The sequence below is a fragment of the Arthrobacter sp. Y3225209 genome (assembly GCF_059090685.1).
Genome location: NZ_JBNHFW010000002.1, coordinates 59296 through 73231 on the forward strand (window position 1 = coordinate 59296; position 13936 = coordinate 73231).

Genomic DNA, 13936 nt, shown 5'->3' on the forward strand with positions numbered 1-13936 from the left:
GAGAACTTCGAGGGCCTTGATGCCTGGGCCCGGAAAGGCGCCCGTGAACTTCCCCTGCACCTGCTTTTACCAGCCTGTGCCCGGAACGGGCCGGCTGGGCATTGAAATGTATGATCCGTTCTGCCTGGTGCGGCAGCACCGGGTCGCCGGGTCCACTAACCGTGAACCCACCTATGGGCACGGCAGACGCTAATCCGTCCGGGCAACAGGCCGGCCGTTTCAGGCTGGGAGAATCCTTGGAATCCACTTCAGGGAGATCATGTATTATCTCTTGGACTATGGATGACCCTCCCTCACATAAACCCTTGCCCCTCCCCGTCCTGACCGACGTGCAGTCCGTGTTTACTCCGGCTGCACCGGCTATCACGAGAGAGGGGCAGCCCCATGTATGAATGGCTCATGGTCGGCGTAGGCTTGCTCCTCACCGTCGGCACCGGACTGTTCGTCGCCTCCGAGTTTTCACTCGTCAACCTGGACCGCACGGAGCTTGAAGCCCGGCGTGACCGTGGTGAGAAGCGGCTGAACCCCACGATCAACGCACTGAAGATCACGTCCACGCATCTTTCCAGTGCCCAGCTCGGCATTACGCTAACCACGCTGCTGACCGGCTACACCTTTGAACCCGCGATCAGCTCAATGCTGAGTTCCCCGCTTACCGCCCTGGGCGTTCCCGAGGCAGTAGTGCCGGGCGTCGGCGCGGTGATCGGCATCTTCCTGGCAACCATCTTCTCCATGATCATCGGTGAACTGGTTCCGAAGAACTTTGCCCTGGCCCTCCCCCTGGCCACCGCCAAACTGGTGGTTCCCTTCCAGTCGGTGTTCACCACCGTGTTCAAACCCGTCATTCTGCTGTTCAACAACACGGCCAACGCGATCATCCGGTCCTTCGGCATTGAGCCCAAGGAAGAGCTTTCCGGTGCCCGCAGCGCAGAGGAACTCAGTTCCCTCGTACGCCGCTCCGCACTGGAAGGCCTGCTGGATCTGGACCACGCGGTCCTCCTGAACCGCACCCTGCGGTTCGCTGACCATTCGGCCGCAGACGTTATGACGCCCCGTGTGCGGATGAAGACCGTCCATGAGGCGGATACTTCCGAACAGGTGGTGGCCCTGGCCACCTCCACCGGCTATTCCCGGTTCCCTGTGATCGGCCGGGATTCCGATGACATCCTGGGTGTCCTGCACGTCAAGCAGGCCTTTGCAGTGCCTTTGGCCTCCCGCGGCTCAGTAACCGCTGCCGAGCTGATGGTTGAACCGCTGCACGTGCCCGAGTCCATGGGCGTGGATACCCTGCTGGGACTGCTGCGCGCCCAGGGCCTGCAGGTGGCCATTGTCTCCGACGAGCACGGCGGCACAGCGGGCATCGTCACCCTCGAAGACCTCGTGGAAGAGATTGTGGGCGAGCTGGAGGACGAGCATGACCGCGCCCGGGTGGGTGTGGTCCGCACAGGCCGCGCCATCACCTTCGACGCCGCACTGCGGCCCGACGAACTCCTGGACCGCACGGGCGTAACCGTTCCGGACGGCGAGGAATATGACACCATTGCCGGGTTTGTCACCGACGAGCTGGACCGCATTCCGGAACTGGGCGACGAGGTGGAGATCAACGGCGGCACGCTCCGGGTGGAGCGTGTGGTCCGCAACCACATTGAACGCCTCCGGTTCACACCTTCCGGCACCTCGGAAGCTCCGAAGAGCGCCCATGACCGCATTGTTGACTCTCTGACCAAGGAACTGACCCATGAGTGAATACCTGCCCGGAATCATCTGGCTCGTAGTGCTGCTGGCGGTCAACGCGTTTTTTGTCGGCGCTGAATTCGCGGTCATCTCGGCCCGGCGGTCACAGATTGAGCCGAAGGCGGAAGCCGGAAGCAAGGCTGCGAAAACCACACTGTGGGCCATGGAACACGCCACGCTGATGCTGGCCACGGCCCAGCTGGGTATTACTGTCTGCTCGCTGGTCATCCTGAATGTCTCGGAGCCGGCCATCCACCACCTGCTCGAGATACCACTGGCACTGACGCCGCTGTCTCCGGACGCCATTGGTGTTATTGCCTTTATCGTGGCCCTGTTGCTGGTGACCTTCCTTCACGTGGTGGTGGGCGAAATGGTGCCGAAGAATATTTCCTTCTCGGTGCCCACCCGCGCCGCCCTGCTGCTTGCACCGCCCCTGGTGCTGGTTTCCCGTATTGTCCGTCCGGTGATCTGGTCCCTGAACGGGATAGCGAACGGCGTACTGCGCCTGTTCAAGGTGGAACCCAAGGACGAGGCGACCAGCGCGTACACCCTGGACGAAGTGGCCACCATTGTTGAGCAGTCCACCCGTGAGGGTGTACTGACCGACCGCAGCGGAACACTGACGGCCGCTTTCGAATTCACCGAGAAGAGAGTGGCCGACGTCGAGGTTCCCATTGCCCGGATGGTGCTGTTGCCGGAAACCGCCTCGCCGGCGGACCTGCAGCAGGCCGTGGATATCCATGGCTACTCGCGGTACATCCTGACCAACGAGGCCGGGGATCCCGACGGTTACCTGCACCTGAAGGACGTTATGGACCTGACTTCCCCGGATGAGTTCACCGCATCCGTGCCGGCCAAGCGCATCCGCCGCCTGGCCTCGGCCTACCGCGAAAGCGAACTGGAGGATGCACTGGCCACCATGCGCCGCACCGGCGCCCACGTGGCACGGGTCTTCGATGCCGAAGGCAATACCACCGGCGTGCTGTTCCTCGAGGACATCATCGAAGAGCTGGTGGGCGAAGTCCAGGACGCCACTACCGTCTAGGGCCTAGCGCTTCCGTCTCCACCATGGCCGCCGCCGCTCCTCTTCCGGGGCGGCGGCGGCTGTGCTTTGCGCCGCCGCTTTCCGTTCCCGCCAGCGCTGCAGCTCCAGTTCCACGTCCCGGGTGGGGGTGGTGACCGGAGGGCCGCCCTCAAGCTGGCGGCGGGCGTCGATCACCCGGGCATTGAAGTCCTCGAGGATTTCGCGAACCTGACTCTCGCTCCACCGGGTGTCCAATCTGGCATCCAGTTCCGCGTCCTCGGTACGCAACAGGATGGCCCTGGGACCCAGGCCGGTGACGTTTTCCCGCTGGAGCAGGCCCTTGATCCACCAGTCCGGATCGTGGGCGTCACCCAGTCCGGGAATCGGTTTGCCGGCATACTTCAGGTTGTCGAACTCGCCGCGGGCCATCGCATCACGGACAAGGTAATCCGCCCGCGCGGCGTCGTCGAACTGGCGGCGCTTGTGCTGCAGCTCTTCCTCCGCCGCCACGGCCCTGGCATCTTCAGCGTCGAGTTCCCCGCCAGCCGCGGCCGCCCTGAGCCGGGCTGCCCGTTCCATCCGGCGCCGATACTGCTCCACTCCGCTGCCGTCCATGCCCGGCCACCGCCTTACCTGCCTTGCTTTCGCATCCGACTCCACCAGTATTCCCACCGCCTGCGGCGGCCTGCAACGCACTCACGGTTTTTACTTCCGCAGCCGCCGGGCCGCTGCGCCAATGGCCGTGGCCAGGCCCGCACCGGCAAGCAGCCACGGGCCGCCCACCAGGAGGGGATCAATCCACTGGTGATTGGTGTCCGCCCGTTTCCTGCCGGCGCGGGACGCGTACCCGTGCCGGGAGAATTCGCTGAGCACCCCTGTCTCGGTGACCGGATTGTCCGGACGCAGGCTCACGAAGGATGCCAGGTGGCTTTCCACCGCATCCACCCGGTCCGCCGCCAGCAGGATCAGCCAGTGCGCAGCGCGGGCTTCGCTGTAACGGCTGTAGGCATAGCGCCGCATGACGCCTGATAATCCCTTCGGCGGACAGGAGGTGCCGAAAACGGGAGTGAGGAACTTGTGCTCCATGGACCGTTCCCGCGGGTACTTTTCCTCCTGGCGTTCCGGAAACTCCCAGTGGGCGCCGCTGAGCGTCGGATCGAACTGCAGTTTGGGCACTGCGGGCCGGTCCTTCGGGTCCAGGTCCGCGCCCCATCCCGGGATCCGTGCACGCAGCTCCTCACTGCTCGGCGTCAGGGCGGGCTTCTGCGGTGTGTAGGCCATGACTGTGTCCTTTCTTTAGGATCCGGGGACAATGACGGGCTTGATGCAGTTATCCAGCTTCGCCGAGAACATGTGATAGCCCTCCGCGATGTGTTCCAGGGGGATCCGGTGCGTGATGATTTCACTGGGCTTCAGGTACCCGGCACGGATATGTTCAAAGAGCCGCGGCCACTGCCGCTTCATCGGAGCCTGGTTCATATTCAGGGTCAGGCCCTTATTCATTGCGTCGCCGAACTTCACGGCACTGAACATGGGCCCGTAGGCGCCCATCACCGAGACAGTCCCCGCCTTGCGTACCGAGTCGATAGCCCAGTTCAGGGCCACCGGGGACCCGCCCTGCAGCTTGAGCTTGGCCCCGGTGACGTGCTGCAGGAAATTACCGTCAGCTTCCGCCCCCACCGCGTCGATGGCTACGTCGGCACCGAGATGGTCGGTGATCTGCTTCATGTGCACCACGATGTCCTGATGCTCGGTGAAGTTGTAGGTTTCCGCGTGTGCGAAGGTGCGCGCCTTTTCGAGCCGGTAATCCAGGTGGTCTATCACGATGACCCGCCCGGCACCCATCAGCCAGGCCGACTTGGCGGCGTACAGGCCCACTGGGCCCGCTCCAAAGACCACCACGGTGTCGCCCTCGACAATGTCTCCGAGCTGCGCGCCAAAGTATCCCGTCGCCAGGGCATCGGTGCACATCAGTGCGTCTTCCTCGTCCATCCAGTCAGGGATCACGGAGGGCCCGACGTCGGCAAACGGCACGCGCACGTACTCGGCCTGGCCGCCGTCGTACCCGCCGGTGGTGTGCGAATACCCGTACAGGCTCCCGACGGCGGTGGCGTTCGGGTTCACGTTGTGGCAGTTCGAGTACATTCCGCGGGCGCAGAAGTAACAGGAACCGCAGTAAATGTTGGCGGGAACCATCACCCGGTCCCCGACCTTCAGGTTCTGTACCGAGGGGCCTACCTCTTCCACCACTCCAATGAATTCGTGGCCGAAGGTGTGCCCGATCCGGGTGTCCGGCATCAGCCCGTGGTACAGGTGCAGGTCGGAGCCGCAGATCGCAGCCAGGGTGACCCGGATGATGGCATCGTTGGGATGCTCTATGGGCGGGCGGTCCTTTTCCTCAACCCGCACCTTGTAGGGTCCTCGGTACACCATCGCTCGCACAGGCCTGCCTCCTCGTCTCCGCGGATTCCGGGTCCGGGCGGGGCCCCCGGACGACACTGCCCGGCGAGGCCCTCACCCCAAGTCCCTTAACCATAAGCAGACTTAGTAACTTTGCAAATGTTGCAGGTCCGGCGGGTGCGCCGATCAGCGGCGCAATCGGCGCCGATTATGGCACTGCCCGGACCATTGCGGAAGTGCCGCAGCAGGCCTGGATCCCCTCCAAGGGAACCCTCCCGGGACGGGCCGAATGCCAAGGGATAGTACTCCACTTCGGCAGGATGGCGAGGTCTTCCGACAACCTTTCCGAACAGGTTCCGGGGACGGTGGACACGGCCGTTTGACTGGGGAAGACTTCCTACCCGGGACGCCCTGAAAAAGGGCATTCCGGACGGGGTGGTCCAGCATGAGCAGTCCTGAGTGGAATCACGAGTTATCCCGCACAGACAGCACGAAAGGATGGCTATGAGCCAGCCAACCACACTTCGCACCCCGTTCCGTTCCGCCCCGCATCCGGTGTGGTGGAACCTGTCCGTAGAGGCCGGCGGTTTTGAGCTGGCGGACCGCATTATCGGGGAATTGGTCACCCCGCTTGTTGCACAGGCTCGCAGATGGGGGGCCCAGCGATGGTTCTATACCCGGCGAATGCAGCCCGCGAACGCCCAGGTGCGGCTCAGGGTCCTCGCCCCGTCGGAAACCCTGGACAGGCTTAAACCCCTGCTGGGGGCGCTGCAGGACCAGTCCGGGGACCCGGTGCGCAGCATGCCGGTGGGGCATGAGTTCAGCGACCCGGTCCTGGACCGCACTGTGGGAACCGATCCGCTGCTGCCCTGGGTCGAAGCCGACCTGGCGCGGTATGGCGGCGTGGAAGGCCTGAGCCTCGCGGAAGAGGTCTTCGAGCTTTCCTCTGATTTGTGCCTGTGGGCAACAGCCCGGTTTCCCAAGGCACAAAACCGGTCCGCGCTGGCCTCGCTGCTGCTCTTCGATTCCGCCTACGCGATGATGAAGGGGCCGCGCGCCTCCACCTGGCCGGACCGGCGCCGGGTGTCCTGGGAATACTACTGGGACAGCCACCTGCACAGCTGCACCGCCTCGGATCCCCGGGCGGCCGGCGTGCAGAAAGCCACCGGCGCACAGGCACAGGCCCAGCTGATGCCGGTCCACCGCCTGATGATGGCCACCGCCTCCGAGTCGGCGGTAGCAAACTGGCGACGGCGCTGGCTGCGGGCCATAGACACCTATTTGTACCGGGCGGACAAGGCAGGGGCGAGCCGCAGCGCACAGCACCTCACCGTCTACCAGGCGCACGGATTGCTCAACCGGCTCGGGTTCACGCTCCGGCAGGAAGCCCTGATCGGGGTCTACGCCAGGACGTGGAGCCGGGAGAAGGAAGCGGAGCTCACAGACTCGCTTTAAGCCCGTCCGGCCGGCGCCGCCGAACCAGCGGGAACGGCGGCGTCGGCGATAGACTCGCATCATGAAACTTGCCCCGCAGCAGCATTCGGTCGCAGCCGAACTGCAGGCGTTAATCCTCGAGACCGAATCGATGGAGTACTTCCTGGAGGCGTTTGCGGCCCGTGCCGCCGAGCTTTTCAGTACGGACGCAGACATCCTGGTGGGCGTGACCCTGCTCCGCAATAAGCAGGGCGCCACGGTCGCCAGCAGCAGTGACGCCGCCAGGGTGCTGGATGAGGTCCAGTACGGTTACGGCGACGGCCCGTGCCTGCGTGCGGCGCGAACGGGAAAAACGGTGCTGATCCAGGATGTGAGCACCGACCCCCGCTGGCCGGAATACGCGGATGTCATTCGCGACCGCGGTTTCCATTCCATCCTCGGCGTACCCCTGGTTCTTGGAAACGACGGCGGGGCGGGGCTAAATCTCTATGCCCCTGAAGCGGAGTACTTCACCGAAGAGCGGATCGCGGCGGCGGAAGCCTTTGCCGGTGAGGCCAGCTCAGCACTGCAGCTGGCCGTGGAGATTGCCCGGCACAAGAACACGGCAGAGCACCTGCGGGCGGCCATGGAGGCTCGAACCACCATCGACCTTGCCGTGGGCATTGTTATGGCGCAAAACAAGTGCAGCCAGGACGCGGCCTTCGAGATCCTGCGGCGGGCCTCCAGCAACCGGAACGTGAAGCTGCGGGACCTCGCGGAGCGTGTGGTGGGCTCGATTACCTCGGAGTCCGTGGAAACGCATTTCGTTAACTAGTCGCGTTCACGGAGGTTCGATCACTCGACAGTCTGGGAGTCCAACTCGATGAAGGCCCAGTCGGGTTCGTTCAGAATGGGATCCATGACCGGCCCGCCGGCCTCCGCAATCCGGTCCTGCACCCTGGGCGGCAGACCGTCCTGGCGCAGGTTGTGCCTCAGCCAATCCTTGGCCGAACCGTCCAGGTACGGCCACCATCGTTCGATTCGGATAGGTTCCACAGCAGCCCCCTTCAGCGTCGCGTAAATCCACGGTGACACCGGTGTGCAGGCGGCGCAAGAGTGCGCCCAAAGAGCGGCGACGGAAGATACAGCTAACTGCAGACCGCCTCGATTGCAGTACGCCTAGTCGCGCACGGTAATGGATTTCACTGCGGCGAGGGTATCTTCGGCAAGTGCCGGCGGGATCGGTGCGCTCTTCGCGGCATCGGCGGAGGCGGCCTGTCCGGCCTCGCTGACCACGTACTCCCCGAAGGCCTTGACGCGTTCCACCAGGGCGGCGTCGTCGTAGGAGCTGCAGTAGATCTGGTAGGAGACCAGGACCAGCGGGTAGGCACCGGGTTCGGTGGTCTTCCGGTCCAGGTGCAGCGCAATATCGTGCTCGCTGCGCCCCGGTACCCGGGTGGACTGTTCGACGGCGGTGCTCGCCGCTTCGGCGCTGATCGGGACGAATTCCTCCCCGACCAGCAGGTTGGCGGTGCCCATGGATTCGTCGATCACCGAATCATCGGCGTAGGTCACGGCGCCTTCGGTCCGCGTGACGGTGCTGACTACACCGGAGTTACCCTGTGCGTTCTCACCTTCGAGGCCTCCCGGCCAGGTTCCCGACGGCGCATCGGGCCATGCGTCCGGTGCCACCTCGTGCAGGTACTCAGTGAAGTTTTCCGTGGTGCCCGAGTCATCGGCGCGGCTCACGGGGGTGACGCGGGTGGATGGCAACGCGACCCCGGGATTCAGGGCAGCAATGGCCGGATCATCCCAGGTTTCAATGCTGCCGCGGAAAATGGCCGCAATGGTCGCAGCGTCCAGATTCAGCGATTCGAAGCCTGGCAGATTAAACGCCACGGCAATCGGTGAAATGTAGGCCGGGATGTCCAGTGCGCCCTCCGGTCCGCAGACTTCCCGGGCAGCAGCCATTTCCTCTTCCTGCAGGTACGCATCCGACCCGGCGAAATCCACGGCGCCGGCCAGCAGCGCGCTGCGCCCGGCACCCGATCCGTCCGGAGAGTACTGCAGCTGCACCTTCGGATGCAGCGTCCCGAACCCGGCGATCCACGCGTCCATGGCGGGACCCTGGGCACTTGATCCGGCCCCGGACAGCACACCGCTGAGGGTCGAGTTGCTGTTTTCGGCGGCCTCGCGCTGGGCGTCGCCAAGAGGATAGTCGGATCCGCAGGCGGTGAGGGCAAGGGATGCCAGCACCACCATGGCCAGGGAACGGGCGGGGCGGATTGGGCGCAATGGGTTTCCTTCCGGGAAAGCGGCAGCGGCGTCCAACGCCGGTGGGGTGAGGGCCGGTACAACGGCCGCTCATTCAAGGCTAGCTCGCTTTTGGCCGCGCCCGCCAACCGAAACAGACACGCGGCCTTGAGGGCGGGACCGTGGGCTGTCAGGATTGACCGCACCGGCGGAGGTTACCGTCCCCGGCGCGGCAGTGCCGGACGGCTCTGCCCGGGCAATGCCAAGGGAGCCCCCCGTGCTGATAATCGCAGCCATCCTTGCCGTGGTCGCCGCTGCTGTGGCCTTCTACCTTTTTATGCTCGAATCCCTGAGATGGACGGACCCGGGGACCGTTGCGATCTTTCAGCTTCGGGGTTCAAGTTCCGCAGCGGCTACGGCACAGCTAGCCTACAACCTGGGTTTCCACAACCTCTTCCTCGCCGTGGGTGCCTGCCTCGGCGTGGTGCTGCTGATCGCCGGCAACGCGGTGGCAGGCCTGACGCTTATGAGCTTCAGCACGGCGTGCATGCTGCTGGCCGCCGTCGTCCTGGTGCTTAGCGACCGCAGGCTCGGCCGGCTGGCCGCGGTGCAGGGAGGCCCGGCAGGCGTCTCGCTGATGTTCTCCCTGCTGGGCGCCTAACCCGCGGCTTTGCCGACGGCGGCCTTCCCGACGGGAGCGTACGCAGCGGCGGTCCAGAGGTGGAACAGGGCATAGGACCGCCAGGGACGCCACGGCTGGGAAAGCAGCGCGGCCTCCCGTCCGGCACCAACGCCCAGCGAACGCTTGAGCACCAGGTCATCCGCCGGATAGGCGTCGCGGTCCCCGAGCACGCGGACAGCCAGGTAGTCCGCGGTCCAGGGACCGATCCCCGGGAGCGCCAGCAGTTCCCGCCGTGCCGTATTCCGGTCAGCGCCGGGGTGCAGTGCCAGCCCTTCCGCGGCAGCCCGGGCCACTGCGGATACCGTGCGTGCGCGGGCGTGGGGAATCCGGACGGCAGCCTGGATATCTTCGGCAGGCACGGCGGCCAGAGACTCAGGTGTCGGGAAGGTGAAAAGTCCGACCGGCCCGGGGCGGCCGAAGGAGGCAACCAGGCGCGCCCCGAAGGTCCGGGCAGCGGCGAGGGATACCTGCTGTCCCAGGACGGTGAGTACGGCAGTTTCGAAACCGTCAGTGGTACCCGGTACGCGCAGCCCGGGATGGCACCGCACCAGCGGTTCCAGGAGGTCAAAGCGGGACAGGAACGGATCAATCACCGTGTGGTCCGCCTCCAGGTCCAACCAGGAACGGACCCTTGCGGTCAGTTCGGCGTCCTCCGTGTCCGGCAGCTGCGGACGGGCCAGCACCACCTCGCCGTCCGGACGGAAACGGACGGCGATCTCCACGGGACCGGAGGGCAACGTCAGAAGCCGTTCCACCGCGGCTCCGTCGCTGCCGCGCGTGACCCTTTCCAGTCCGGGCACGGCGTGGGCGGCGAGGGCGTTGACCAGCGGCTCCCGCGCCAGCGGGCCCCGGTATGCCAGGGAGTCCTGCCGCACGGCACCGCCGCCGGCTCGGGGCACCGCGCCGTTTTGGACAACTGCGCCGTTTTGGACAACTGCGCCGTGTTGGACATCGGGCACTGCGCCGGGGCGGCCCGGGCTCATCCGCTCAGGCCGGTCATCCGGAGGGTGATGTTGATGCGGCCGGTGGCCAGCCCGCCCGCCGGGTCCGCGGTACCGGCATGGGTACGGGGTACTCCGTGATAGGCAAAGCGTGAGGGCCCGCCGAAGACAAACAGGTCCCCTCCCTCCAGTTCAAGATCCGTATACGGCCGGTTCCGCGTTTCCGGGTTGCCGAAACGGAACACGCATGTGTCACCAATACTGATGGATACCACTGGGGCGCTGGATTTCTCGTCCTTGTCCTGGTGCATGCCCATATGGGCGCCCTCGGCGTAGTAGTTGATCAGTACAGTGTCCGGCGTGTAGTTTTCCGGCCGGTAGTCATCCCGCTCATAGCTGCCGTCCGGCCGGCGGTACGCAGCACGCAGCGCATCGCGTCCCAGTTCGACCAGCCACTCGGGCACGTCCGCGACGCGGCCACCACCGACGTCGTCGGCGGTTCGCGTGTACTTGTACGGCTGCCAGTGCCAGCCCAGGCAGACGGTCTGGACGGACATCGGGTGCCCGCCGGGCAGCACCGCCGATCGCATGGGAACCGGCCCAACGGCCCACTGCCGGCAGGCATCCACTATCTCGCGCTGGCGCTGCGCGGGCAGCCAGCCGGGAACATGCACGGCCCCCACGGCCGGTTCTGTCCGTTCGCGGGGAAAGAGGGAGTTGCTCATGCTGCTGCTTCCAGATCGAGGAGAATCTTTTTCGCGGCCGGTCCTCCGCGGTACCCGCCGGTGGTTCCGTCCGAGCGCAGGACCCGGTGGCAGGGAATCACCAGCGGCAGCGGATTGCGGCCGCAGGCGGTGCCCACCGCCCGCACGGCACCGGGGTTGCCGGTGAGTGCGGCTATGCCTGCATAGGTCACCGTGTGTCCGTAGCCGATCCCCTGCAGGGCCTGGACCACGGTGCGCCGGTAACCGGATGTCAGGCGGAGATCCAGGTCCAGGTCGAAGCTATGCCGGGCGCCGTCGAAATACTCCTGCAGCTGCGCCACGGGAACGGCAAGCCGCTCCGGCGCCTCCAGGATCCGCGGGCTGATCCGGTCGCTGAGCACCTGCAGCACCTCGTCGACTCCCTCACATTCGAAGGCCACCCTGACCAGGCCGGCGTCCGTTGCGGCCAGGATCAGCCTGCCCACCGGGCTGTCCATCACCGTATACGCGAGGTCCAGGACTCCGGCGGACCCGGCGTCGGCGGCCAGGCGGGAATGCAGCCGCGCCAGGACTGCCGCGTCCGGCTCTCCGGCCGCCATGCCGGCCAGGAGGCCCGCTTCGGAAAGGTCAAAGGATGGCATTGCGGTCCTCCCTGTACAGCGTCCGTAGTTTCTTCATGCCATCTGCCGCCGAGCGCCGGCAGGCCGCTTCGCTACCGCCCAGCAACAGTGCCACCTCGGCGTACGGCAGCCCTGCCAGGTGGTGGTAGGCCAAGGCCTCACGCTGACGGACGGGCAGGGTTTTCAGCGCATGCCAGAGTCCGTCCAGCTCGGCGGCTCCCCCGGCAGGGGGCGGTTCCGGCAGCTGCTCCACCGGCAGCGGATTCCTGGCTGCTGACCGGTGCTGGTCGATCGCTTTCCGTTTGGCAATGGTGACCAGCCAGGCCTGGACGTTGGCACCCTCCGGCAGGGCAGGGTAGGCGCGCAGCGCGGCCAGGAATGTTTCCGACCACGCGTCTTCCGCGTCCTGCGGACCGAGCACGGCACGGCAGACCCTCAGCACAGCCGGGCCGTGCTCCTGCACAATCTGCTCAAAGGGTTTCACTTCCACATACGGTAGACGGTTTTGGGGAAACGTTCGTGAGCCGGTCCGGCAAAAAAAAGCTCGGCAGCACCCGTCCGCTGTGGCTAGACTGCCCACAACGTTGCACGATCAAAGGAGATCCCCATGGCCAACCTCGCCCGCGTCCTTACCGACACAGCTGCCCGTGTTCCGGAGCGGACCGCTCTGAAACTGGATGAGACCGTAGTGACGTACGCGGCGCTGGAGGCCATGAGCGCAAAAGTGGCGGGTGTCCTGGCTGCACGGGGCGTGGCTCCCGGCGACCGCGTGGGGCTGGTGATGCCGAACATTCCGCAGATGCCGTTCATCTATTACGGTGCGCTGCGGTACGGAGCCGTTGTGGTGCCCATGAATCCGCTGCTGAAGGCCCGGGAGATTGCCTATCACCTGCAGGATTCCGGGGCACGGATTGTTTTCGCCTGGGAAGGGGTGGCTGCGGAGGTAACCGCCGGAGCCGAAGAGGCCGGGAATGTGGACGTAGTCTCCGTGGACTCGGTGGAGTTTCTCCAGCTGCTGGCTGCCGCGGATTCCCGCCCTGAGGTTGCGGACGTAGATGATGAAGACATCGCGGTAATCCTCTACACCTCCGGGACCACCGGCCGCCCCAAGGGCGCGGCGCTCACCCACTGGAACCTGCTGAGCAATGCCCAGGTCTCACGCTCCCTGCTGGACACCCTCGAGACCGACGTCATCTTCGGTGGACTGCCGTTCTTCCACGTGTTCGGCCAGACCGCCGCCCTCAATTCCGCCGTCCTTGCCGGTGCATCCATCAGCCTGCTGCCCCGGTTTGATGCCGGCAAGGCACTGCAGATTATTGAGCGTGACGGCGTGACCATTTTTGAGGGGGTCCCCACCATGTACGTGGCGATGCTGCGCCACCCGGACGTGAAAACCACCGATCTGTCCTCGCTTCGCGGTGCCATCACCGGCGGCTCCGCCATGCCGCTGGAAATCCTGCATGAGTTCGAGGACGTTTTCGGAACCTACCTGCTGGAGGGGTACGGGCTCTCCGAAACCTCGCCGATTGTTTCCTTCAACCTTCCGGGCGGCGAGCGGAAGGCGGGGTCCATCGGCCGGCCGGTTGACGGCATGGAGGTGCGGATACTGGATCCCGAAGGCAGGGACGTGCCAACCGGTGAGATCGGAGAGCTCTCCATCCGCGGCGAAGGCGTGATGAAGGGGTACTGGCACAACGATGACGCCACGGCTGCCGCCATTCCGGACGGCTGGTTCCGCAGCGGGGACCTTGCCCGCCTCGATGAGGAGGGCAACATCTACATTGTGGACCGGAAGAAGGACATGATCCTGCGCGGCGGGTACAACGTGTACCCCCGCGAGGTCGAGGAGGTGCTCTACGGGCATCCGGCAGTGGCCGAAGCTGCGGTGATTGGTGTCCCCGATGACCTGCACGGCGAGGAAATCGTGGCCGTGGTGGGCCTGCGTGAAGAATCCCGGCCGGCTGATGACACCGCCCGGGACAAGCTGGTGGCGGAGATCGCCCAGTTCGCCAAGGACCGCCTGGCGGCCTACAAATATCCCCGCCGGATCCAGCTGACCGATGCCCTCCCCAAGGGGCCTACGGGCAAGATCCTGAAGCGGGAAATAACGGTGGAGCCGGTGGAAGCGCCGCTGGTAGGCGAGGCTCCGGGCGCCTGAGCGGCGC

The 13936-nt window shown here is 65.5% G+C and carries 15 protein-coding genes; 6 read left to right on the top strand and 9 right to left on the bottom strand.

Annotation, left to right across the window (positions count from 1 at the left end):
* Positions 1-384 precede the first annotated feature (384 nt).
* Both AC5RVB_RS01745 and AC5RVB_RS01750 read left to right on the top strand, forming a co-directional pair.
* Positions 385-1746 carry a hemolysin family protein gene (locus tag AC5RVB_RS01745; protein WP_227903015.1) on the top strand — a complete coding sequence of 454 codons (1362 nt, stop codon included), beginning with the start codon at positions 385-387 and terminating at the stop codon, positions 1744-1746.
* Entirely contained in the window at positions 1739-2779 is a 1041-nt protein-coding gene (locus AC5RVB_RS01750) for a hemolysin family protein (protein WP_290243564.1), read from the top strand. Before AC5RVB_RS01745 ends, AC5RVB_RS01750 begins: the two co-directional genes overlap by 8 nt.
* Before the next feature lie 3 nt (positions 2780-2782).
* On the opposite strand, the gene AC5RVB_RS01755 is transcribed toward AC5RVB_RS01750, so the two are convergent.
* The 3 genes from AC5RVB_RS01755 to AC5RVB_RS01765 all read right to left on the bottom strand — a co-directional run bounded on the left by AC5RVB_RS01755 (position 2783) and on the right by AC5RVB_RS01765 (position 5200).
* Complete coding sequence (locus AC5RVB_RS01755; protein WP_494141795.1) at positions 2783-3373, bottom strand: DnaJ family domain-containing protein; 591 nt, start codon at positions 3371-3373, stop codon at positions 2783-2785.
* 90 nt (positions 3374-3463) lie between these two features.
* Positions 3464-4039 carry a hypothetical protein gene (locus AC5RVB_RS01760; protein ID WP_227903018.1) on the bottom strand — a complete coding sequence of 192 codons (576 nt, stop codon included), beginning with the start codon at positions 4037-4039 and terminating at the stop codon, positions 3464-3466.
* Positions 4040-4054: 15 nt separating this feature from the next.
* Complete coding sequence (locus AC5RVB_RS01765; RefSeq protein ID WP_227903019.1) at positions 4055-5200, bottom strand: zinc-dependent alcohol dehydrogenase; 1146 nt, start codon at positions 5198-5200, stop codon at positions 4055-4057.
* A 462-nt stretch (positions 5201-5662) separates the two neighbouring features.
* Here AC5RVB_RS01765 and AC5RVB_RS01770 point away from each other — a divergent pair, with 462 nt between their 5' ends.
* Positions 5663-6613, top strand: coding sequence for a lantibiotic dehydratase C-terminal domain-containing protein (locus AC5RVB_RS01770; RefSeq protein WP_227903020.1), 951 nt, complete (start codon positions 5663-5665; stop codon positions 6611-6613).
* 61 nt (positions 6614-6674) lie between these two features.
* Positions 6675-7406: a GAF and ANTAR domain-containing protein gene (locus AC5RVB_RS01775; RefSeq protein ID WP_227928218.1), complete on the top strand. Its 732-nt coding sequence runs from the start codon at positions 6675-6677 to the stop codon at positions 7404-7406.
* 20 nt (positions 7407-7426) lie between these two features.
* Here the strand turns inward: AC5RVB_RS01775 and AC5RVB_RS01780 are convergent, their stop codons facing one another.
* Entirely contained in the window at positions 7427-7627 is a 201-nt protein-coding gene (locus tag AC5RVB_RS01780; RefSeq protein WP_227903022.1) for a hypothetical protein, read from the bottom strand.
* Between the two features lie 123 nt (positions 7628-7750).
* On the bottom strand, positions 7751-8866 hold the full coding sequence (gene pstS, locus AC5RVB_RS01785; RefSeq protein WP_227928216.1) for a phosphate ABC transporter substrate-binding protein PstS: 1116 nt from the start codon (positions 8864-8866) through the stop codon (positions 7751-7753).
* A 235-nt stretch (positions 8867-9101) separates the two neighbouring features.
* On the opposite strand from pstS, the gene AC5RVB_RS01790 reads away from it, so the two are divergent.
* The gene (locus tag AC5RVB_RS01790; RefSeq protein WP_494141796.1) at positions 9102-9485 is read left to right on the top strand and encodes a DUF1304 domain-containing protein; all 384 of its coding nucleotides are present in this window, start codon (positions 9102-9104) and stop codon (positions 9483-9485) included.
* On the opposite strand, the gene AC5RVB_RS01795 is transcribed toward AC5RVB_RS01790, so the two are convergent.
* The 4 genes from AC5RVB_RS01795 to AC5RVB_RS01810 are packed head-to-tail and all read right to left on the bottom strand — an operon-like array spanning position 9482 to position 12255.
* Positions 9482-10489, bottom strand: coding sequence for a DNA-3-methyladenine glycosylase family protein (locus tag AC5RVB_RS01795; RefSeq protein ID WP_494141797.1), 1008 nt, complete (start codon positions 10487-10489; stop codon positions 9482-9484). The genes AC5RVB_RS01790 and AC5RVB_RS01795 overlap by 4 nt on opposite strands.
* Positions 10486-11172 carry an alpha-ketoglutarate-dependent dioxygenase AlkB family protein gene (locus tag AC5RVB_RS01800; RefSeq protein WP_494141798.1) on the bottom strand — a complete coding sequence of 229 codons (687 nt, stop codon included), beginning with the start codon at positions 11170-11172 and terminating at the stop codon, positions 10486-10488. The genes AC5RVB_RS01795 and AC5RVB_RS01800 overlap by 4 nt, the downstream gene beginning before the upstream one ends.
* On the bottom strand, positions 11169-11792 hold the full coding sequence (locus AC5RVB_RS01805) for a methylated-DNA--[protein]-cysteine S-methyltransferase (RefSeq protein ID WP_227903027.1): 624 nt from the start codon (positions 11790-11792) through the stop codon (positions 11169-11171). Before AC5RVB_RS01805 ends, AC5RVB_RS01800 begins: the two co-directional genes overlap by 4 nt.
* On the bottom strand, positions 11779-12255 hold the full coding sequence (locus AC5RVB_RS01810; protein ID WP_494141799.1) for an RNA polymerase sigma factor: 477 nt from the start codon (positions 12253-12255) through the stop codon (positions 11779-11781). The genes AC5RVB_RS01805 and AC5RVB_RS01810 overlap by 14 nt, the downstream gene beginning before the upstream one ends.
* A 123-nt stretch (positions 12256-12378) precedes the next feature.
* Here AC5RVB_RS01810 and AC5RVB_RS01815 point away from each other — a divergent pair, with 123 nt between their 5' ends.
* Entirely contained in the window at positions 12379-13929 is a 1551-nt protein-coding gene (locus AC5RVB_RS01815; RefSeq protein WP_494141800.1) for a long-chain-fatty-acid--CoA ligase, read from the top strand.
* Positions 13930-13936: the final 7 nt, after the last annotated feature.